The 19,962-nt window shown below is 60.3% G+C and carries 18 protein-coding genes and 1 tRNA gene; 10 read left to right on the top strand and 9 right to left on the bottom strand.

What is annotated here, in order from left to right; translation table 11 throughout:
• Positions 1 to 143 precede the first annotated feature (143 nt).
• Positions 144 to 1,091 (bottom strand): 4-hydroxy-3-methylbut-2-enyl diphosphate reductase, encoded by a 948-nt coding sequence (gene ispH / locus OX462_RS05910; RefSeq protein ID WP_070224502.1) that lies wholly within the window; start codon positions 1,089 to 1,091, stop codon positions 144 to 146.
• 9 nt (positions 1,092 to 1,100) lie between these two features.
• Positions 1,101 to 1,556, bottom strand: coding sequence for an FKBP-type peptidyl-prolyl cis-trans isomerase (locus OX462_RS05905; RefSeq protein WP_070224501.1), 456 nt, complete (start codon positions 1,554 to 1,556; stop codon positions 1,101 to 1,103).
• A 120-nt stretch (positions 1,557 to 1,676) separates the two neighbouring features.
• Between OX462_RS05905 and radC the strand changes: the two genes are divergently transcribed.
• From radC to rpmG, 3 genes are all read left to right on the top strand, one after another.
• On the top strand, positions 1,677 to 2,351 hold the full coding sequence (gene radC, locus OX462_RS05900) for a RadC family protein (RefSeq protein ID WP_070224500.1): 675 nt from the start codon (positions 1,677 to 1,679) through the stop codon (positions 2,349 to 2,351).
• Between the two features lie 247 nt (positions 2,352 to 2,598).
• Positions 2,599 to 2,835 carry a 50S ribosomal protein L28 gene (gene rpmB, locus OX462_RS05895; RefSeq protein WP_010400928.1) on the top strand — a complete coding sequence of 79 codons (237 nt, stop codon included), beginning with the start codon at positions 2,599 to 2,601 and terminating at the stop codon, positions 2,833 to 2,835.
• Positions 2,836 to 2,857: 22 nt separating this feature from the next.
• Entirely contained in the window at positions 2,858 to 3,025 is a 168-nt protein-coding gene (gene rpmG / locus OX462_RS05890; RefSeq protein ID WP_010400929.1) for a 50S ribosomal protein L33, read from the top strand.
• Between the two features lie 132 nt (positions 3,026 to 3,157).
• Here rpmG and OX462_RS05885 read toward each other — a convergent pair whose 3' ends face one another.
• From OX462_RS05885 to OX462_RS05865, 5 genes are all read right to left on the bottom strand, one after another.
• Positions 3,158 to 4,327, bottom strand: coding sequence for a DesA family fatty acid desaturase (locus OX462_RS05885; RefSeq protein WP_409027991.1), 1,170 nt, complete (start codon positions 4,325 to 4,327; stop codon positions 3,158 to 3,160).
• A 172-nt stretch (positions 4,328 to 4,499) separates the two neighbouring features.
• Positions 4,500 to 5,858, bottom strand: a complete 1,359-nt coding sequence (locus OX462_RS05880) for a mechanosensitive ion channel family protein (protein WP_070312811.1) — start codon at positions 5,856 to 5,858, stop codon at positions 4,500 to 4,502.
• 122 nt (positions 5,859 to 5,980) lie between these two features.
• The gene (locus OX462_RS05875) at positions 5,981 to 7,300 is read right to left on the bottom strand and encodes an RsmB/NOP family class I SAM-dependent RNA methyltransferase (protein WP_070312812.1); all 1,320 of its coding nucleotides are present in this window, start codon (positions 7,298 to 7,300) and stop codon (positions 5,981 to 5,983) included.
• A gap of 21 nt (positions 7,301 to 7,321) precedes the next feature.
• Positions 7,322 to 7,930, bottom strand: coding sequence for a phosphoribosylglycinamide formyltransferase (gene purN / locus OX462_RS05870; protein WP_070289225.1), 609 nt, complete (start codon positions 7,928 to 7,930; stop codon positions 7,322 to 7,324).
• Between the two features lie 156 nt (positions 7,931 to 8,086).
• Positions 8,087 to 8,485: a barstar family protein gene (locus OX462_RS05865; RefSeq protein WP_034747450.1), complete on the bottom strand. Its 399-nt coding sequence runs from the start codon at positions 8,483 to 8,485 to the stop codon at positions 8,087 to 8,089.
• 401 nt (positions 8,486 to 8,886) lie between these two features.
• On the opposite strand from OX462_RS05865, the gene OX462_RS05860 reads away from it, so the two are divergent.
• From OX462_RS05860 to OX462_RS05835, 6 genes are all read left to right on the top strand, one after another.
• Positions 8,887 to 9,399, top strand: coding sequence for a glycine zipper 2TM domain-containing protein (locus tag OX462_RS05860; protein ID WP_070224495.1), 513 nt, complete (start codon positions 8,887 to 8,889; stop codon positions 9,397 to 9,399).
• Between the two features lie 88 nt (positions 9,400 to 9,487).
• The gene (locus tag OX462_RS05855) at positions 9,488 to 10,276 is read left to right on the top strand and encodes a class I SAM-dependent methyltransferase (RefSeq protein ID WP_099402931.1); all 789 of its coding nucleotides are present in this window, start codon (positions 9,488 to 9,490) and stop codon (positions 10,274 to 10,276) included.
• Positions 10,277 to 10,323: 47 nt separating this feature from the next.
• On the top strand, positions 10,324 to 12,090 hold the full coding sequence (locus OX462_RS05850; RefSeq protein WP_409027990.1) for a GspE/PulE family protein: 1,767 nt from the start codon (positions 10,324 to 10,326) through the stop codon (positions 12,088 to 12,090).
• Positions 12,091 to 12,158: 68 nt separating this feature from the next.
• Positions 12,159 to 12,234 (top strand) — tRNA-Lys (locus tag OX462_RS05845).
• A 707-nt stretch (positions 12,235 to 12,941) separates the two neighbouring features.
• Entirely contained in the window at positions 12,942 to 15,329 is a 2,388-nt protein-coding gene (locus OX462_RS05840) for a BACON domain-containing protein (RefSeq protein ID WP_409027989.1), read from the top strand.
• A 295-nt stretch (positions 15,330 to 15,624) separates the two neighbouring features.
• Positions 15,625 to 16,029 (top strand): hypothetical protein, encoded by a 405-nt coding sequence (locus tag OX462_RS05835; RefSeq protein ID WP_409027988.1) that lies wholly within the window; start codon positions 15,625 to 15,627, stop codon positions 16,027 to 16,029.
• Between the two features lies 1 nt (position 16,030).
• On the opposite strand, the gene OX462_RS05830 is transcribed toward OX462_RS05835, so the two are convergent.
• Together OX462_RS05830 and OX462_RS05825 are read right to left on the bottom strand one after the other, a co-directional pair.
• Positions 16,031 to 16,534, bottom strand: coding sequence for a hypothetical protein (locus tag OX462_RS05830; RefSeq protein ID WP_099408859.1), 504 nt, complete (start codon positions 16,532 to 16,534; stop codon positions 16,031 to 16,033).
• A 3-nt stretch (positions 16,535 to 16,537) separates the two neighbouring features.
• Positions 16,538 to 17,584, bottom strand: coding sequence for a lysozyme inhibitor LprI family protein (locus OX462_RS05825; protein WP_409027987.1), 1,047 nt, complete (start codon positions 17,582 to 17,584; stop codon positions 16,538 to 16,540).
• Positions 17,585 to 17,758: 174 nt separating this feature from the next.
• Here OX462_RS05825 and OX462_RS05820 point away from each other — a divergent pair, with 174 nt between their 5' ends.
• Complete coding sequence (locus tag OX462_RS05820) at positions 17,759 to 19,918, top strand: prolyl oligopeptidase family serine peptidase (RefSeq protein WP_409027986.1); 2,160 nt, start codon at positions 17,759 to 17,761, stop codon at positions 19,916 to 19,918.
• The last annotated feature ends 44 nt before the right edge of the window (positions 19,919 to 19,962 follow it).

The raw sequence follows: 19,962 nt of genomic DNA, 5'->3' as shown, positions 1-19,962 counted from the left end.
CTTAGTCATAACGACAACATATTCAAGCTTGAGGCAATCATAACGATCTTTTGCAAAAACTAAACTTGGAATAAAACGATCATTTCCGAATTAAATTTTGTTTTGAGGTGACTATTTCATCGATACTCAATCCTCCCGCAGGCTCAGGCGACGTCGCGCTTGATGCCATCGAGGCCTTTCGGCATCGGGAACGTGACGGCTTCCTGCACGCCATCGAGGGGGCGCACGCTCTTCACGCCGCACTCCTTCAAGCGGTCGATGACGGCTTGCACCAGCACCTCGGGCGCCGAGGCGCCAGCCGTGACACCCACGCGCAGCTTGCCTTCCAGCCAGGCGGGGTCGATCTGCGAGGCATTGTCGACCATGTAGGCAGGCGTGCCCATCTTCTCGGCCACTTCGCGCAAGCGGTTCGAATTCGAGCTGTTCGGGCTGCCCACAACGATCACCACTTCCACTTGCGGCGCCATGAATTTCACGGCTTCCTGGCGGTTCGTGGTGGCGTAGCAAATGTCGCCTTTTTTCGGCTCGGCGATATTCGGATATTTCGCTTTCAAAGCCGCAATAATGTCGCTGGTGTCGTCAACTGACAACGTTGTTTGCGAAACATAGGCCAGGCTCTCCGGATTGGCGACCTGCAATTTCGCCACATCTTCGAGCGTTTCCACCAGATGCATGCCCATATCGGCCTGGCCCATCGTGCCTTCCACCTCGGGATGGCCGTCGTGGCCGATCATGATGATCTCGCGGCCTTCGCGGCGCATCTTGCCCACTTCCATGTGCACCTTGGTGACGAGCGGGCAAGTGGCGTCAAAAATGCTCAGGCCGCGCGATTCCGCCTCGGCGCGCACGGCTTTCGACACGCCATGCGCGGAAAACACGAGCGTATTGCCAGCAGGCACGTCGTCGAGGTCATCGATGAAGATGGCGCCCTTGTTGCGCAAGTCGGCCACCACATAGGCGTTGTGGACGATTTCATGGCGCACGTAGATCGGTGCGCCAAATTGCTGCAAGGCGCGCTCGACGATTTCGATCGCCCGGTCGACGCCAGCGCAGAAACCGCGGGGCTGGGCCAGTAACAGTTCTTTATCCATCGCTATTCCTTACAGGACCGAAATGAGCTTGACTTCAAAACGCAACGGCTGGCCGGCCAGCGGATGGTTGAAATCGAACAGGGCGGAGTCCTCGCGCATTTCGCGCAGCACGCCGGCAAAACGGCCGCCGCCCGGCGCGGCGAAGTCGACCAGGTCGCCGATCTTGTAGTCGGCGCCCGGCACGGAGTTTTCGTCCAGGGTCGCGCGCGAAACGGACTGCACCAGCTCGGGATTGCGCTCGCCAAAGCCTTCGCCGGCCGCCAGCTCGAACGTCTGGTGCGTGCCTTCAGGCAAGCCCAGCAGACGCTGCTCAAGGAATGGCGCCAGCTGGCCCTGTCCCAGCATCAAGGTAGCAGGATTTCCGCTGAAGGTAGTGACAATATCAGTACCGTCAACAGTAGCAAGACGATAATGCAGGGTGAGGTAAGCCGCTTCGGTGACGACTGCTGGTTGCTCGTTGGACATAGTAGTTTTCAGGTAACTGGTGCAAAACGATATTGTAAGCCACACTGGCCGCGCCTGCCCCATGGCTTCGTCAAAGAAGGCCACACTGGGGCGCGCGCCGGTGCCAAACAGGAGAACAGCATGGGCATCAAGGATTGGCCGGCCGGCGAACGGCCGCGCGAACGCCTGATCGAGGATGGCGCGCAATCGCTGTCGGACGCGGAATTGCTGGCCGTCTTCCTGCGCACGGGCGTGCGCGGCAAGAGCGCCGTCGAGCTGGCGCGCGACACGGTCGAGCACTTCGGCTCCCTGCGGGGCCTGTTTGGCGCCAGCCTCGTGAGTTTTTCCGCCGTGCACGGCATGGGTAGCGCCAAGTTCGCGCAGCTGCAAGCGGTGCTGGAACTGGCGCGGCGCGCCATCATCGAGGACTTGCAGGCGGGACAAGCCCTCAATTCGCCGCACGCCGTCAAAGACTATTTGCGCCTGACCCTGGGCAACCTGGCGCATGAAGCGTTTCACGTGTTGTTTTTGGACGTCAAGAACCGCCTGATCACGACACAGGAAATGTTTCGCGGCACCCTCACCCACACCAGCGTGTATCCACGCGAAGTGGTGAAACAGGCGCTGCTGCACAACGCGGCCAGCGTCATGCTGGCCCATAACCACCCGTCTGGCACGCCGGAACCGAGCGAGTCGGATCTATTACTGACGCGCGCGCTGGCGCAAGCCCTGTCGCTGGTGGACGTGCGCATCCTCGACCATTTCGTCGTGGCCGGACGGCAAGTGCATTCGTTTGCGGAGCACGGCCAGATCTAAGCCGGCGCCAGCCGATTCACAGTTAACCATGTGTAAACAAGGACATACGTGACAGCAGAGGGACTGTTATCTAGCAGTAAACGACGCGGTTTACCCGCGGCTTCCCTATGTAGAACAGGCAAACGTCAGATTGTTAAATTTTTTCAATACAACATGACACAATTGTTTTTCGCAAGTCATTGATAAATCTGCTTATTTTGGATATACTCTCGTTTTTCCAATTTGGAATATCTTTAAGGAGTGCGCCATGGCACGTGTTTGCCAAGTCACTGGGAAGAAGCCGATGGTCGGCAACAATGTTTCCCATGCAAACAACAAAACCAAACGTCGTTTTTTGCCTAACTTGCAGAATCGTCGTATTTTTGTTGAATCTGAAAACCGCTGGGTCTCCCTGCGTTTGTCCAACGCCGGTCTGCGCGTCATCGATAAAGTCGGCATCGACGCCGTATTGGTCGATATGCGCGCTCGTGGCGAAAAAGTCTAATTAGCAGAATAAGGGAGCTATCATGGCAAAATCAGGCCGCGACAAAATCAAGTTAGAATCGACCGCCGGTACGGGTCACTTCTACACGACTACCAAAAACAAGCGTACGACGCCTGCGAAAATGGAGATCATGAAATTCGATCCTAAAGCACGCAAGCACGTCACGTACAAAGAAACCAAAATCAAGTAATTGATCTTGTGTTCTGTAAAAAGAGCCGCTCCGATGAGCGGTTTTTTTTCGCCCTGATTTTTACGCCCCTTCCCTTGTGCCGGGACGAAAAAAAGGCCCTGGAAACCAGGGCCTCGATATGCGGCAGCTTACCTATGCATAACTGCGCAGGCGCAAGGAGAAATCCTGCAGCGACTGGATACCCGACGCTTCGGCGCGCGCGCACCAGTCTTGCAGCTTCTGCAGCAATTGCTCGCGCGTAAAGTGCGAGCGCTCCCAGATGGCGCCCAGCTCCACGCGCATGTGGTGCATGGTTTCCAGCGCCTTGCTGTGCTGGAACAGTTCCGACAGTTGCTCGTGGTGCGCGTCGGCCAGCTTGCCCGGCTCGCGCTGCATCAGCTTGCGCGACGATTTCAGGAAGCGCTTTTCCAGCTCGGCCTTGTGCTTCAGGTGTTCCAGCTCTTCCTTCCAGGCATGCTTGATCGATTTCGCATACTTGGCCATCACGTCGTAGCGGTTGGCGATGACCGATTGCAAGGTCTCGAAGTCCGCTTCCAGCTTGCCGTGCGAGAACTTCGGTTCCGGCGCCAGCTTTTTCACCTTGGCAAGGCCCAGCATTTCCAGCGCGCGGATGTACGCCCAGCCGATATCGATTTCATACCATTTCGACGACAGCTTGGCCGACGTCGCATAGGTATGGTGATTGTTGTGCAACTCTTCGCCGCCGATCAGGATGCCGAACGGAATGATGTTGGTGGCCGCGTCGGCGCAGTCGTAGTTGCGGTAGCCCCAGTAGTGGCCGATGCCGTTGATGATGCCGGCCGCCGTGATGGGGATCCACATCATTTGCACAGCCCACACGGAAATGCCGATCACGCCGAACAACACGAAATTGATGACGAACAGCGACACCACGCCCAGCCAGCTGTACTTGGTGTACAGGTTGCGCTCGATCCAGTCCGTCGGCGTGCCGTGGCCATATTTGGCCATGGTTTCCATGTTCTTCGATTCAGCGCGGTACAGTTCGGCGCCTTCCCAGAACACTTTCTTGATGCCGCGCGTTACGGGGCTGTGCGGATCTTCTTCCATATCGCACTTGGCGTGGTGCTTGCGGTGGATGGCCGCCCATTCCTTGGTGACCTGGCCCGTCGTCAGCCACAGCCAGAAACGGAAGAAATGGCTGGGAATCGCGTGCAATTCCAGCGCCCGGTGGGCCTGGTGGCGGTGCAGGTAAATCGTGACGCTGGCGATCGTGATGTGCGTGACCACCATGGTGTACAGGAAAACTTGCCATGCGGACAGATCGGTAATGCCAGTGGCCATGAACTGCAAAACGTCGTGTAAAACGGAACTCAATGTCATTACTACTACTCCAAGTGGACAGGGCGTGCGCACGGTCGCTCCAGTGACTCTGGAGGTCCGGCAGAGTTAATTTTAGGCGTGATTGTACGCCCTAATGGGTGCTATCAGGCAAAAACGGAGGCAGGCAGCGAGGTTAAGGCTGGGTGCCGGATGGCGGGGACTCACCGTCTGCCGCGCTGGCGAGCGGGGCAGGAGGCGTACCAACAATACGCAATTCGCGTTGCGGAAACGGTACAGTGACCTTATGTTCCTGCAAGGTGCGCCAGATGGCGCGGTTCACATTCGACTTCACGCCGCCCGTGCCGTTTTCCGGATCCGCGATCCAGAAACCGATCTGCACGTCGAGACCGTCGGCGCCGAAACGCACGAGCGTCGCCGAAGGCGGATTGCTTTGCGACACACGCGGCACCTTGGCCGTTGCCGCTTCCAGCAAGGGGAAGATCACATCGAGATCCGTTTCATAGCCCACCGACACGGCCGTCGACAGCCAGACCATGCGGTTGCTCAGCGACATGTTTTGCACGCCGCCGGAAATCAGCATTTCATTCGGAACAATGGATTCAACGCCATCACCACCCAATAACACAGTATAGCGCGTATTGATCTGCGTGACCTTGCCCGTGAATTGACCCACCGTGATCATGTCGCCGATGGTGAGGCTGCGGTCGAGCAGGATGATGAAGCCGGAGACGAAGTTCGCGGCGATCTTTTGCAAGCCGAAGCCCAGCGCCACGCCGAAGGCGCCGCCGAACACGGACAGCACCGTCAAGTCGATGCCCACCAGCGACAGGCTGACCAGCACGGAAACGAGGATCAGCACGGCGCGTCCCATGCGCGACAGCACCACGCGCAGGGAAGTGTGCAGACCCTGCATTTTCATCAGGCGCTCGTCGAGCGAGGTGCCGGCCCACATGGCCAGTACCAGCAGCACGGCGACCGAAATAGCGGCTTGCAAGATGGCAGCCACGGAGACCTTGTTGCGTCCCAGCGGCACGACGATGCTTTCCAGGAAGGTATGCAGTTCCGGCCACAGGCCCGTGATGTACAGGGCCATGCCGGCCCACACCACCACCGTGAAAATCTTTTCCAGCAACAACATGGTGGGACTGATGTCGCCATGACGGGCAAAAATGCGGCGCAGCACATAAAAGCCGAAGCGCACCAGCGCCATCGACGTGCACAGGGGGATGGCAATGCTGAGCAGGTTCACCGACTGAAACTTGGCCAGGAAATGTTGCGCAATGCCCAGCAGCATGGCCGCCAGGACGGGCGTCAAAATGCGGATGAAACTGTCCGTGCGCTGCAAGGTTTCCGGCGTGGCGGGCGTGGCCGCCGCTTCCGCCCGCTTATGCAGGAACACGCGCAACTGCCGCACCAGCAGCCAGCTCAGCGCCAGGCAGGCAAGGATGACCAGCGCCTGCCACAGGATGGCCGGTTGGCGGAAATCGTCGACAAAATCAGTGATCAGGTTGAGCAGCGGGGTTTCATTCATGGCGGATGCGGTCCGGAAGGTGGGACGAAGATGGTACGGATGGGGAGTGATCCCATGCCGCCAGGCGGGCTGGCGGCATTGAAGGGCGCCGCTGCAGGGTGCAGCGGCGACCCGTGACAGGCTTACTCGGCTGGTTCAGCGTCAACGTCGCCGGCCGGCTTTTCATCGGCGTAGACTTTTTTCGGCATGACCTTGCGCTCGAACACGGCGGCGAAGAAGCCGTCCGTCTGGTGCAGGTGCGGCAGCAGTTTCAGGTAGTCGCCCATTTCCAGCTCGATCTTCTGTTCGGCCAGCACCTTGCTCATCGGCACCAGGGTGAAGTCGGGGTTGGCCGCCAGGAATTGCTCGGCGATCTGATCGTTTTCTTCGTTCAGGAAGCTGCAGGTGGCGTACACCAGGCGGCCGCCGCCCTTGACCAGGCGCGCCGCGCCGGCCAGGATGGCTGCCTGCTTGGCTTGCAGCTCGACGATGGAGTTCGGCTGCTGGCGCCATTTGACGTCCGGATTGCGGCGCAGGGTGCCCAGGCCGCTGCACGGGGCATCGACCAATACACGGTCGATCTTGCCGGCCAGGCGCTTGATCTTGGCATCGCGCTCATGCGCGATCTGCACCGGATGCACGTTCGACAGGCCGCTGCGGGCCATGCGGGGCTTGAGCTTGGCCAGGCGTTTTTCCGACACGTCGAACGCGTACAGACGGCCCGTGTTGCGCATCAGCGCGCCCAGCGCCAGGGTCTTGCCGCCCGCGCCGGCGCAGAAATCGACCACCATCTCGCCGCGCTTGGCGCCGACGATCTGCGACAGGATCTGGCTGCCCTCATCCTGCACTTCGATGGCGCCGCTCTGGAACAATGGCAGGTTTTGCAGCGATGGCTTCTTGATCACGCGCAAGCCCAGCGGCGCAAACGGCGTCGGCGTGCTGAGAATCGGCGCTTCGGCCAGGGCCAGCATCACGTCTTCGCGCGTGGCCTTGAGCGAATTGACGCGCAAGTCCAGCGGCGCCGGCGCGTTCAGCGCATCGGCCAGCTTCATGGTTTCCGCTTCGCCGAACTGGGCGATGAGCTTGTCGAACAGCCAGGTCGGCATATTGGCGCGCATGTTCGCCGGCATCAGGCTGCGGTCGATCTGCGTGATGCGTTCCAGCCATTCCACTTCTTCTTCCGTCAGGCCGCCCAAGGAGTCGGCGCCCACGGCTTCGGCCAGGCCGAGGATGGTCAGGCGGCGCATGGTCGGGCCGCTGCCCGCTTCGGCGAAGTCCGTGAAGAACGATTTATTGCGCAGCACGGCATAGATGCCTTCGGCGATGGCGCCGCGTTCGCGCGAACCGAGGCGCGGATGGTCGCGGAAATAGCGCGACAAGGTGGTGTCGGCCGGGGCCGTGAAACGTAAAATTTCGCGCAATACTTCTTCAGCATTGGCAAGTATCGCTGGTGGCAATCTCATTGTTATTCTTCCTGTAATATTTTATTGAGGGTCCACGCGGACCTGGCCATGCTCGACCGACAGTTTATCGTCAATGAACAGGCGGATGGCGCGCGGGTAAAGCAGATGTTCCTGTACCAGCACGCGCGCCGATAAGCTGTCTTCTGTGTCGCCCGGCAAGACGGGGACTTTCGCGCTCGCCACGGCCGGGCCATGATCGAGCTCGGCCGTCACGAAATGCACGGTCGCGCCGTGTTCCGTCACGCCCGCCTCGAGCGCCTGGCGGTGCGTCGCCATGCCCGGGAACAAAGGCAGCAGCGACGGGTGGATATTGAGCATGCGCCCCGCGTAATGTTCGACGAAGGGCGGCGTCAGGATGCGCATGAAACCGGCCAGCACGACCAGGTCGGGGGTGTAGCCGTCGATCACGGCTTGCAGCGCCGCATCGAACTGTTCGCGGCTGGCATAATCCTTGTTGGCAACGACTGCCGTCGCTATCCCATGTTCCGCGGCAAAAACCAGTCCCTGGGCGTCGGCCCGGTTACTGATGACGGCGGCAATACGGGCTGGCCATTGCTCGGCTTGCGCCGCGCGCACGACCGCTTCCATGTTGCTGCCGCGTCCGGAAATGAGGATAACGATATTTTTCATAGCGCGCATTGTACCCGCTATGGCGATGCGAACCAAGAAAGGCCGCTATTATTGTTGCGGCGCAACATAGCGACCGGGCCGCCGCCGCTGCCCGATTACGCCGCCCGATCAGGGCATGAAAGGCTGGTTTGACGCCTCCGCGGCGTGAGTAGGTGCTTACTCGAACGAATAGAAGACGCGGAACGGGACTTTCTTTTCGGCCCAGTAGTCGGCCGCGTCGCGGAACACGTCGAGCAGGATCTCGCGCGCTTCCTTGTCGAATTTTTGCGTATTTGGCAATTGCTCAAGCACCACCAGGAAGCCCGTCTGCGTGCCCGCCTTGAACATGGTGTCCGTCAGGCACAGGCGCAGGGCATCGAAATTCTTCGCCAGGTTTTTCGGAAACAGGAAGGCTTCCGCAATAATGCCGATGACTTGTTGTTTGGTCTGTCCAGCGTTGCAATGCGCATATAAAAAGTGCTGCCCGAGACGGATCGCCTCGTCTTGTAATTCGGTCACGCGAAAGGCACGGATGGACTGGACAAGGTTGGGCGGCACGGTTAGTAACAAACTCATTTTTCCCTCAAATCGACCTGTTATGTATGGATTTTTTCTAGCTGCTCTTCTTATTGCATCCCCGCACGCGGGTCAATGCGCACGCGGTGATTCGATCTGTATCAACTTTTATGCGATTCAGTGCGATTTTATCTAAGCCATACGCGTATTAGGGTAACGTGTTGTCCTGCATGAATCAACCCGAATATGATGTCAAACGCAAGATTTGTTACAAACCGCTGGTTTCAAGTCACTTCAACATCTTGTATCGATTGAAAGTGCATGTTACAGACTGTGGGGCAAGGGGCTTGGGCTGTTACATTTTGTTGCCATGCGAAACACTTGCCCCGGTCTGGCGGGATTACTATAGTCCCAAGTTGTAAAAAATACCCTGAAAGATTCTCTAGATAACGAGGTTACAAATGAACTTGCAAGCCAAATTGATGTTGTCAGCCGTTTGTCTCGGCACATTGCCACTCGCCCAGGCCGCCGACTTTGAAGATTTCGGCAAGGTCGTACGCGTCGTGCCGCAAGTGGAACAGATCAACCGTCCACGCCAGGAATGCCGTACGGAATACGTGCAAGTCCAGGCACCGCCGCAACAGCGCAGCGCTGGCGGCTCCATCGTCGGCGGTATCGCCGGCGCCTTGCTTGGTAGCCAGGTCGGTGGCGGCAATGGCCGCACGGCAGCAGCGGCGGCGGGCGCGATCGCCGGCGCCGTCGTGGGCGACCGCGTCGACAACCAGAACAATTACCAGGGCGGCATGCAGGAACAAGCCGTCAAGCAATGCCGCCAGGTCGACCACTGGGAATCGCGCAACAATGGCTACCAGGTCACCTACGACTACCGTGGCCGCAACTACACGAGCATCATGTCCTACGATCCGGGCGAGCGCATCCGCCTGCGGGTCTCGATAGAACCTGCACAGCAATAAGCGGCCCCTACCATGCCAGCCCCAGCGGCTGGCATTTTTTATGGCGCCCCGGCACGGGCTATAATGCGGCACACTTTCAGGCCGCCTTATGCTTATCAAACGAAAATCCATCGAACAAGTCGAATCCTCGCGCCCTGCGCGCAAGCCCCGCTACGCCCCTGTTACCCTGTCGGAAATGGATGGCGTGCGCTATCTGCATTTCGGCACGGAATGGGTGCAGGGCGCCATGCGCATCCGCAAGCCGGACTGGCCGGAGCTCGAATACGCGCAGCAGATGATGGCGTGGATGCTGTGGATCGAGCAACCGCAGCGCCTCGCCCAGCTGGGCCTGGGCACGGCCGCGCTGACCAAGTTCTGCTACCGCCAGTTCCCGCAGGCGCAAGTCGAGGCCATCGAACTCAATCCTTCCGTCATCACCATCTGTGCCTCGATGTTCAAGCTGCCGCCCAACGACGAGCGCCTGCACGTGCGCGAGATGGATGCGCTCGACTACGTGAACGACGACGCCAACCACGGCACCCTGGACGCCCTGCAAGTGGACCTGTACGACGCCACGGCGCGCGGCCCCGTGCTCGACAGCGCCGATTTCTATACCGCCTGCTGCGCCTGCCTGGCGCCGCACGGCATCATGACGGTCAATCTGTTTGGCGACCATCCCAGCTACGCAAAGAACATCAAGGCGATGAAGTTTGCGTTTGCACAGGTGATCTGCCTGCCGGAAGTCCATGATGGGAACGTGGTGGCGATCGCATTCAAGACGAAAGTGGCACTCGATGCCGAAGCGCAAGCCGCCCTGCTCGAGCGCGCCAAGCAGATCGTCGCCGAGACCAAGCTGCCCGCCAAGTCCTGGGTCAAGGGCATCGTCAGCACCCTGTAAGCGCCGGCATTACCAGGCTAGGCCGGCAGTCCTGAAAGACGCCGGCCATGCCCGCTTCCCCTCCTTCCTCTCCCATCTCGCCCGACACGCCACTGGAACTGCCGCAACTGCTGGCCTGGCTGCAGGAAGACGGCTTGCTCGACGCAGCGCAAGCGGCCGCCATCGCAACCCAGACCGCCCTGCTGCCGGCGCCCGCCTTGCATCCGCTGTGCAGCATCGCCCACGGCGCACTGACGCTCGATACCCTGTGCGCGTGGCTGGCGCAACGCGCGAGCTTGCCGTATCTGCGCATCGATCCCCTGCACATCGATTTCAGCCAGGTGGCCGACGTCATGACGGCCGGCTATGCGGCCCGCTTCAACATCCTGCCAGTGGAAAGCACGCTTGACCGCATCGTCATCGCCACGGCCCAGCCCTACGCGCTCGCCTGGCAGGCGCAGCTGGGCAACCTGGCGCCGCGCAAGCTGAGCCTGGTCATCGCCAACCCGCTGCACATCGCCGACGCCATCGCGCAATTTTTCAGCCTGGCCACCTCCGTCAAGGTGGCCAGGCAAGCATCCACGCAAGACCTGGCGCTGCGCCACAATTTCGAGCAGCTGGTGGAACTGGGGCGCAACAAGACCAGCCTCGACGCCAACGACCAGCACGTGGTGCGCATCGTCGACTGGCTGTGGCAGTATGCGTTCGCCCAGCGCGCGTCCGACATCCACCTGGAACCGAAGCGCGACGCGGGCCTCGTGCGCCTGCGCATCGACGGCCGCCTGCACCAAGCCTATCAATTGCCGCCCGTCGTCATGCTGGCCATGACGGCGCGCATCAAGTTGCTCGGGCGCATGGACGTGGTGGAAAAGCGCCGCCCCCAGGATGGCCGCATCAAGACGCGCAATGCGCAAGGGCAGGAAATCGAGCTGCGCCTGTCGACCTTGCCCACGGCCTTCGGCGAAAAGCTCGTCATGCGCATCTTCGATCCGGAAGTGGCCGTCAAGAGTCTCGCCGAACTGGGCTTTCCGCCCGCGGACGCCGAACGCTGGCGCCAGCTGACGGCGCGCACGCACGGCATCGTGCTGGTGACGGGTCCCACGGGCTCGGGCAAGACCAGCACCCTGTACAGCACATTGAAGGCGCTGGCCGGCAGCGAAGTCAATGTGTGCACGGTGGAAGACCCCATCGAAATGGTCGAGCCGGCCTTCAACCAGATGCAGGTGCAAACCCAGGCCGGCATCGAACTGTCGTTTGCCGACGGCGTGCGGGCGCTGATGCGGCAAGATCCCGACATCATCATGGTCGGCGAGATCCGCGACCTGGCCACGGCCGAGATGGCCATCCAGGCGGCGCTGACGGGCCACCTGGTGCTGTCGACCCTGCATACCAACGACGCGCCCTCGGCCGTCATGCGCCTGCTGGAACTGGGCTTGCCCGCCTATCTGCTGGAAGCGTGCCTGATCGGCGTGCTGGCGCAGCGCCTGCTGCGCTGCCTGTGTCCGGCCTGCAAACAGCCGGGCGACGCCCCGGACGACGCGTCATGGCAGCGCCTGACGGGCGGCCAGCTGGAACGCCCCCGCGCCATGTACCGCCCCGCCGGCTGCCCCCTGTGCCGCCACAGCGGCTACCTGGGGCGGGCCGGCATCTATGAACTGCTGAACGTGACGGAAACGTTCGGCCAGCTCATCAAGGCGGGCGCCGACCTGCACGCCTTGCGCCGCCAGAGCATCCTCGACGGCATGACGCCGCTGCGCCTCGCCGGCGCGCGCAAGATCATCGATGGCACGACCAGCATCGACGAAGTGCTGAAGCTCACGGCCGCCCTGCATTGAGCCATCTTCATTTTCGTGCAGGAATGCTTTGCATTCTTTTTCAACTGATATATAATGCGGCCTCTTTCGGGTCGTTAGCTCAGCTGGTAGAGCAGCGGACTTTTAATCCGTTGGTCGCAGGTTCGAATCCCGCACGGCCTACCACGAATACAGCAGTACAGATCAGGGTTAGCAAACTATCGTTTGCTAACCCTTTTTTGCGTCTTTATCCGTGATATTGCCCACATGGGGGAAATGTGCCCCGGTCACCGCCAAGTGCAGAAACTCTCCCGGCACTGCCTTAACCCATGTTTCTAAAGGACGGACAAGCAAGCATTGAGCCGCGCCTTGCGCAACACTCCCAAACCCGTGAGGAAATAAGACGCATGCCCATGGCAATGGCGCGCCACCGCGATGCCAACGTGCTCGTTGCAAATACAGCACGCGCTTCCTCCCCTCCAGCATATCCAGCTCGCCAGCTTCAACGATGCCATACAGGCAATGCGTCGAGAATGCCATTACTTGCAAAAAAGAAAATAAATAAAGGAAATTAATTATTGGCAACTAAATGCTATTCAAACAATTTGAAATAAGCAATAATGCCTCTCTCTTAATGATTACCTCCGACAAAAATGGCGTCCGTTCTTTTCAGGTACAGCATTTCGCGCGCACTGGCATACTTGCTCGCAACCACATTAATGGCTGGCTGTGGCGGCGGTGGTAGCCCAAGCGGTGGAGGCGACGGAAGCAGCGGCGTTGCCCCTCCGGTGCCAGTTACCCCGACGCCCACGCCAACATTGACATTCAGCGTGCCGACGGCCGCCGCTACCGCCGATGAGGGGAGCACGAAGGCGTTGTCATTGCTAGCGACTGTGAACACGCCATCGGAATTTCAAAATGTAAACAGTGTGTTCGCCTACGTCATCGATACGACAGGCGTGATACTGCCGGAGGTACAATTTTCCCAGCTAAGCCCAGGCAGTTACAGCATTCTGCTCCAGACTGCGCCGACGCTGCCCATCGGAAAACATACAGGCACTTTTTCAGTCAAAGTTTGCAAGGATGCCGCTTGTACGCAACACTTCCCCGGTTCGCCGATGCAGTTGCCATATGCGATCACTGTCGTGCCGATACCCTTGTCACCAATGACAGTGGCGCCACTTGGCCTTCTCAACGCGACCATTTCTGAGGGAAATCCGGCGCCAGCGCCCGTCACTGTCAACGTCAGCGCGAAAAGTCGCACATGGACTGTGAACACGAACGCGGCATGGATCAAGCTCTCGACGGCAGCAGGTAACGGCGTCAGCTCGTTTACTGTCGGCTACGATGTTTCCGCGCTGACATTTGGCGTCCAGACAGGCACTATCGTAGTCACAAGCAGCGACGGGCAAATCGCCTCGCTGCCTGTCAGTGCCGAATTGCTGCCTGCCGCTTTTTCCATTGATCACGGCCAGATTACCTTCAATGGCATCAACGGCGCTCCCATTGCGGCAGCGCCCGTTAAATTTACGGCACCTAACCTAGCGGCGAACTGGAAAGCCACCGCCAGCGCGGCATGGCTAGGAGTGACCCCGACGAGCGGCACCACACCTGCCATTGCATCGGTATATGTCGACCCGGCGAACGGCAAGCTTGCCAGCGGCCGACACGATGCAATGTTAACGATTACCGCACCGAACGTCAGCGACAGCAAAGTTCCTGTCACGCTGAACTTGACGAAAGCCACCTTAACGTCCTCGATTGACAGCATCACGCTGGGAGGACCTTATGGCCGCTCGCCTGCGTCGACAGCAAGCCTGACGCTGAATCTCAACACCATGGCGAACGCTTATCCCTGGTCGTTCTCGGCACTGCCTGCATGGCTGGGCGCGAGCGCTACCAGCGGTACGGTGAATCAGGCTGGCAGCAGCATTGTGTTTTCGCAAATCGGCGCCAACCAGCCCATCGGAACCAGTGCCACGACCTTGACCGCGAGCACGCAAGTCAATGGCGATACCATCTCGGTACCAGTCACCATCACCGCCCAGCGCGATACGCGCAAACTGCTGTTCTCGGAAGTCGGCGTCGGGCTGTCTTCCACCCCAGGCTGGTCACGCCTGTCGCGCAAGGTCACCGTGCGCGACAACTTCGGGCTAACCCCTGCATGGACTGCCAGTTCCGACAAGGCATGGCTGTCCGTGCAACGCAGCGGAAATGCGCTGACGCTGACGGCCGATCCATCCACTTTACCGGTCGACGCCATCAGCTATGCCACCGTCAGCCTGGCCAGCGAGAATGGTATTCAGACTTCAGAGCAGCTGCATGTTGCGATCTGGAAAGGAAGCGTCACGCCGGCCGTCACGACGAAATTGACGAAGACCTACAGCCACCTCAAGACCGATCCGATCCGACCTTTGCTGTATGCAAACAACGGCACAGGCGATATCGATGTGTATAACATCTATTCCGCCACCCAAGTCGGCACCATCAGCAACCTCGGTGGCGCGATGGGAGACATGACCATCAGCCCGAATGGCCGGCATCTTTACACCTACGATACCGCCAATCGGAATATCATCGTCGTGGACCTGGCTACGCTGACGAAAAAAACCAGTTGGCCAATGGCAGCAGCAGTCCAGCAATCGTCGGCCTTGCTGGCCCTGCGGCCAAATGGCGTAGAGATTGTGGCAGCAGCCGACGGCAAGGCATACCTGGCCAGCACAGGTGCCGTGGCGGGCATGATCGGCAACGCCGACAGCATGGCAGCATCGAGCGACGGAAGCCGCCTCTACTTGCAAGATTCAGGCTATAGCCCGGCATCGGTAAGCGCAATTGTAGTTGACTACGCCGATATTGGTGGCGGTGCCCTGTTCAGCGCTTCGGCGGGCTCCGCCGGCTTCATCAACGGCGCATCGAATGGACAAGACATCGCGGTCAGCGCTGACGGCATGCGCCTGTATGTCGCGTCGGCTGCACCTTACCGCTGCAGCAGCGTAAAACCGTCGGACCTGAGCTTCATCGGCAGCCTCAGCGGCGGAGATGCCTACCCCAACAACGTCGAGGTGGGCAGCGATGATCGCGTTTACTGCGGCATCTCAGGCTGGTATTCGAGCGCCGACGTATGGGTGCACGACGCAAACGGCATGCTGCTCAAGAGTTTCAAGTTTGCCGGGTACGCGAGGAGCCTGATGACCCGCACCCTGGGTATTTCCGCTGATGGACTCATGATGGTGGGCCAGACAGACGACCCCCTGCTGGTATTTGTACCAGTAGGCCCATAAGGGGAGTGGCGGCGGAAATACTCCCTGCTTCGGCTGGTTGAGGTTCTTTTGAATATAGTATTCCTTGTCCATGGCAACGGGAACCATTAATCCCCTCCTGCCACGAAGACAGCAGTACGCACAGGGTTGGCAAACTAGCATTTTCCAACCCTTTTTTGCGTAAATTCGACCAGAGACAAGCTGAGCGAAAGCAGTGCGTGACGGATGCGGAAAGAATCTCCCCGCGAGCAATGCAATCGTGCGCCGCCAGTGCCGATATACTGGTGCATCTGCTGACGATACGGAAAGACGCACTGTGAAACTTGCCACCCTGCTATCCCCCCTGCTGTGCTCTTTGTTGCTGCCAGCCCAGGCGCAAACGCCCATCGTGCTCGACGGCCAGTACAGCGCGCGTACGGACGAGATGAGCCTGGAAATCATCGGCAACCGCGTCTGCTTCGCGCCCGACAAGGCGCAATGGGGGCGCTTGCCCCGCCCTGCCGCCACGCACGATGCATGGTTTTGTTTCAGCAACGACGCCCAGGCGCGCCGGCTGCTGCGCGTGCCCGCGCGACAGGCCGACAATTGCGGCTGGCAAGCGCGTGCGCGCATCGTCATCGATACGTATCAACCGTACGTCGAGCAAGGCGACGGCAACGACATGGCGCACCTGGCGTCCGTGGTCAAAGTGGCGCAGCCGAACGCCATCGCCTGCGAATAAATCAACCGAGTTCGTATTCCTGCAGATAACGGGCGAACAAGTCGCCATCGGCCAGCGGACACGCAAACCCCGCGCCCCAATCGGCCAGCAACAGCTGCTCTTTCAAGGGCAGCAGCAACAGTTGCGGCATGCCATCGCTGCACCACAGGTCGCACACGATACCCTGCTCGTCCAGGCCCGCAAACAGGGTTTCCGTCTTGTCGCCGCCAAAGGCCAGCACGTTCTTGCATTCCACGCGGTAACTGCTGTAGCCCGTGTAGACGGCGTCATACGGCGGCAAGGCATCGGCCAGCGCCAGGCGCAGCTGCTCGGCCGTCAGGCCCAGCGCGCGCAGTGGCGACGGTGGCGCCTTGATCACGTACATGTCCGTCCAGCCGGCGCCGCTGCGGTGGGCATCGGCGAACGCCTGCTGCTCGCCCATCTGCGTCAAGCAGTGCTGCAAATTATCCAGCGGCAGCAGTTCGATCATGCAATAGTCATCTTCGTGGTAGTACGCTTCCCGCATGCGTCAATTCTCCAGCAAGTCTTGCAATTGCGCATTGCGCCGCGCCGTCAGCCGGCCGGCCCAGGTCTCGCTGGTGACGGATGGATAGCGCACGGCGCCAAAATTCATCCAGGCATCGCGGTACGCCAGCCACAGGCGCTGGGTGGCGCGGATGCCGTCCTTGTCCACGGCGCCCGCATAGGTGGACGCGGGCTTTTTCATCAGCTTGCCGTAGATGACGTTGAGTTCCTTGTCGAGCGCCGCCGCCTGCTCTTTCGTCATGCTGACAGGCAACTTGCCCCCTTCGTACTCACGCAAGTCCTGCGCCAGCAAATCGAGCTCGGCCGTGCGGGCGGCAATGCTCTGGGCGGCGCGCGCCGTGCCGCTCAAGTCCGTTTCATTGGCCGCGCGCGCGTCGGCAAACTTGCTTGCGGCCGCCTGCAGCTTTTGCAGCGACGCTTGCGCCACGGCAGGCATGCTTGCACTGACCTTGCCTGTCGCCTGCGCGCGCACTCTTTGTTTCTGGCGCGCATCGATGGCGCTGCACACGCCCATCATGTAGCCGCTGGTGATGTCGTCGCACAAGTCGATCATGCCGCGTCCGCTGGCATTGATCTGCTGCAAGTGTTCAATGCGGCCCTGCATCTCGGCCGGCGCCGCGTCGATGCTGCACGCATACTTGAGCGCCAGCAGCGGGTCTTTCTGCACGCCCTGTCCATTCTGGTACAGCATCATCAACACGGCGCTGTTCTGCGTGGCCATCGCGCAATGGCGTGCGGGACGCCAGTCGGCCGGCTTGGGCGAGGACATACTCTTGGTATCGTAATACAGGTCCGTCGCCTGGCATTGCTGCAAGGACGCCACGGCGGACGGCGCCGGCAGGTCGGCCGGCGGCGGCGCCGCATCCTTGACCTTCAGGCAGCCCGCATACCAGGCCGTGCTTTCCGCATGACCCACGCCCATGGCGCTGGTGTTCGGGTACGGTGCGGCGGCGGCGGCAAAAACCGGGGCCGCCAGCAGGCAGCTCGCGCCCAGCAAGGCCGTTTTCAATAAGGGTAGACAAATTTTCATGTTCTATCAGCGCCAGCGTGAATAAAGCGGCAAGTTTAACTGATCGGATACGCGCTGCCCGCCCGATACGCGCCGCTTCCGCCTGGTAAGTAACGGTTCATGGCCTTGGCAGCGGCCGAATCGATGGGCAATAATGTTGCCCGCTGTACTTTTTTCACTACCCGGACCACGCCCATGACCTCACCCCGTCTTCGCCGTTCCCTCGGCTCTCTGCTGATCGCAGCAGCCTGCGCCTCGCTGGCTCACGCCGCCGATACCAAGGCCACGACCCCAGTTGCCGCCACGCAAACGCAAGCCAGACACGCCATCACGCATGAAGACGTGTGGCTGATGAAACGGGTGGGCGCGCCCGTCGCCAGCCCGGACGGGCGCTGGGCCGTGTTTTCCGTGGTCGACAGTGCATACGATAGCAAGGAGCAATGGTCGGACCTGTGGATCAAGTCCCTGCTTGATGACAGCCCCGCGCGTCGCCTGACGTATTCCAAGGGCGGCGAAAGCGCCGTGGCATGGTCGCCGGACAGCCGCCAGCTGGTCTTCGTCGCCAAGCGCGACGGCGATGAAGCGGGACAGATCTACCGCCTCGACGTGGCCGCCGGCGGCGAAGCACAGCGCCTGACCTCGCTCACCCTGGGCGCGCGCATGCCAAAGTGGAGCCCGGACGGCAAGCAATTGCTGTTCATCAGCGACATCTATCCAGGCAACAAGACTGAGGCCGACGTCAAGCAAAGCGCGAAAGAGCGCAAGGACCGCAAAGTCAGTGCCCGTTCGTATGAAACGACGGCGCCGCGCTATTTCGACAAATGGCTGACGGACAAGCATGTGCGCCTGTTCATCGTCGATGCGCAGCCTGAGACGAAAGGTGAAAACACGCCGCGCGACATCCTGTCGGGCACGCAACTGGTGGCGCTGCCCGGCTTTGGCGGCGGCCAGGGCGACGAGGGGCAATCCTTGGATGCCATCTGGACGCCGGACGGCAAGGCCGTCGTCTTCAACGCGGCCACCAACCACGATGCGGCGCAGCGCGAAGCCGTGGTTTCGCAACTGTATCTGCTGCCCGTGGCCGGCGGCGAAGCGCAGCGCTTGACGCAGGACAAGCACAGCTATGGCTCGCTGAAATTCGCCGCCGACGGCAAGACCCTGTTCGCCTTGAGCGACGCGCAAACGCCCGGTAAAGTGTATGACGTGAAACGCCTGGCCAGCTTCGCCTGGCCGATGAGCAACCCTGCGCCGACCATCCTGACAGCCAAGCTGGACCGCTCGATTTCGCGCTACGTGCTGCCCGAAGGCGGCAAGCGCGTCATCTTCAGCTATGAACATGCGGGCCTGGAAAAGCTGTACTCGATCGACGCCAAAGGCGGCGACGTGCGCGAAGAGCCATCATTGCCGACGGGTACCATCAATTCGCTGAGCAGCGGCGGCAAGGCCCTCGTCGGCGTGTGGGAATCAAGCATCAACCCGCCGGAAATCTATGCCTTCAACGGCAAGCAGCCGAAACGGCTGACGGCTTTCAATACGGACAAGGCAGACAAGATCGACTGGCAGGCGCCCGAGCACTTCTGGTTCACGACGGCCGACGGCCGCCGTATCCACAATATGCTCGTCAAGCCCGCGAATTTCGATCCGAACAAGAAATACCCGCTGTTTACCGTCATCCACGGCGGCGCGGCCAGCATGTGGCGCGACCAGTTCGTGCTGCGCTGGAACTATCACTTGCTGGCCAAGCCAGGTTATGTCGTGCTGCTGACCGACTACAAGGGTTCCACCGGTTATGGCGAGGAATTCTCGCGCTCGATCCAGTTCGACCCATTGAAGGGTCCGGGCGATGAAGTCAACCAGGGCGTCGATGAAGCCATCAAGAAATACCCGTTCATCGACAGCACGAAACTGGCCGCCGGCGGCGCCAGCTATGGCGGCCACCTGGCCAACTGGCTGCAGGCAACCACCACGCGCTACAAGGCCATCGTCTCGCACGCGGGCGAAATGGATTTGATCATGCAGTGGGGCACCAGCGATGGCGGTTTCGGCCGTGAAACGAATGCAGGCGGCCCCGTCTGGTCGAACCTGCCCGTGTGGCGCGACCAAAGCCCGGTCATGCAAGCGGGCAACCACGAAAAAGGCACGGGCTTTACCACCCCCATCCTGATCACCGTGGGCGAGCTCGACTACCGCGTGCCGGCCAACAATGCCCTGATGAACTTTGCCGTGCAACAGCGCCTGAACGTGCCGGCGAAATTGCTGGTGTTCCCGGATGAAAACCACTGGATTTTAAAAGGCGAGAACAGCCGTTTCTTCTACAGCGAAGTCGAGGGCTGGCTCGCCAAATACCTCAAGTAAATCCTGAAACGTTCTTGAAATGAAAAGCCAGGCTCCGCACATGC

The organism is Janthinobacterium aestuarii, from assembly GCF_046113285.1.
In the GTDB taxonomy this organism is placed as follows: Bacteria; Pseudomonadota; Gammaproteobacteria; order Burkholderiales; family Burkholderiaceae_D; genus Janthinobacterium.
This window is presented reverse-complemented; position numbering and strand designations above follow the sequence as displayed.

Bases quoted from the DNA above. Each gene is read 5' to 3' on its own strand.
- ispH (WP_070224502.1), bottom strand. From the start codon at position 1,091: ATGGATAAAGAACTGTTACTGGCCCAGCCCCGCGGTTTCTGCGCTGGC.
- OX462_RS05905 (WP_070224501.1), bottom strand. From the start codon at position 1,556: ATGTCCAACGAGCAACCAGCAGTCGTCACCGAAGCGGCTTACCTCACC.
- radC (WP_070224500.1), top strand. From the start codon at position 1,677: ATGGGCATCAAGGATTGGCCGGCCGGCGAACGGCCGCGCGAACGCCTG.
- rpmB (WP_010400928.1), top strand. From the start codon at position 2,599: ATGGCACGTGTTTGCCAAGTCACTGGGAAGAAGCCGATGGTCGGCAAC.
- rpmG (WP_010400929.1), top strand. From the start codon at position 2,858: ATGGCAAAATCAGGCCGCGACAAAATCAAGTTAGAATCGACCGCCGGT.
- OX462_RS05885 (WP_409027991.1), bottom strand. From the start codon at position 4,327: ATGGCCACTGGCATTACCGATCTGTCCGCATGGCAAGTTTTCCTGTAC.
- OX462_RS05880 (WP_070312811.1), bottom strand. From the start codon at position 5,858: ATGAATGAAACCCCGCTGCTCAACCTGATCACTGATTTTGTCGACGAT.
- OX462_RS05875 (WP_070312812.1), bottom strand. From the start codon at position 7,300: ATGAGATTGCCACCAGCGATACTTGCCAATGCTGAAGAAGTATTGCGC.
- purN (WP_070289225.1), bottom strand. From the start codon at position 7,930: ATGAAAAATATCGTTATCCTCATTTCCGGACGCGGCAGCAACATGGAA.
- OX462_RS05865 (WP_034747450.1), bottom strand. From the start codon at position 8,485: ATGAGTTTGTTACTAACCGTGCCGCCCAACCTTGTCCAGTCCATCCGT.
- OX462_RS05860 (WP_070224495.1), top strand. From the start codon at position 8,887: ATGAACTTGCAAGCCAAATTGATGTTGTCAGCCGTTTGTCTCGGCACA.
- OX462_RS05855 (WP_099402931.1), top strand. From the start codon at position 9,488: ATGCTTATCAAACGAAAATCCATCGAACAAGTCGAATCCTCGCGCCCT.
- OX462_RS05850 (WP_409027990.1), top strand. From the start codon at position 10,324: ATGCCCGCTTCCCCTCCTTCCTCTCCCATCTCGCCCGACACGCCACTG.
- OX462_RS05830 (WP_099408859.1), bottom strand. From the start codon at position 16,534: ATGCGGGAAGCGTACTACCACGAAGATGACTATTGCATGATCGAACTG.
- OX462_RS05825 (WP_409027987.1), bottom strand. From the start codon at position 17,584: ATGAAAATTTGTCTACCCTTATTGAAAACGGCCTTGCTGGGCGCGAGC.
- OX462_RS05820 (WP_409027986.1), top strand. From the start codon at position 17,759: ATGACCTCACCCCGTCTTCGCCGTTCCCTCGGCTCTCTGCTGATCGCA.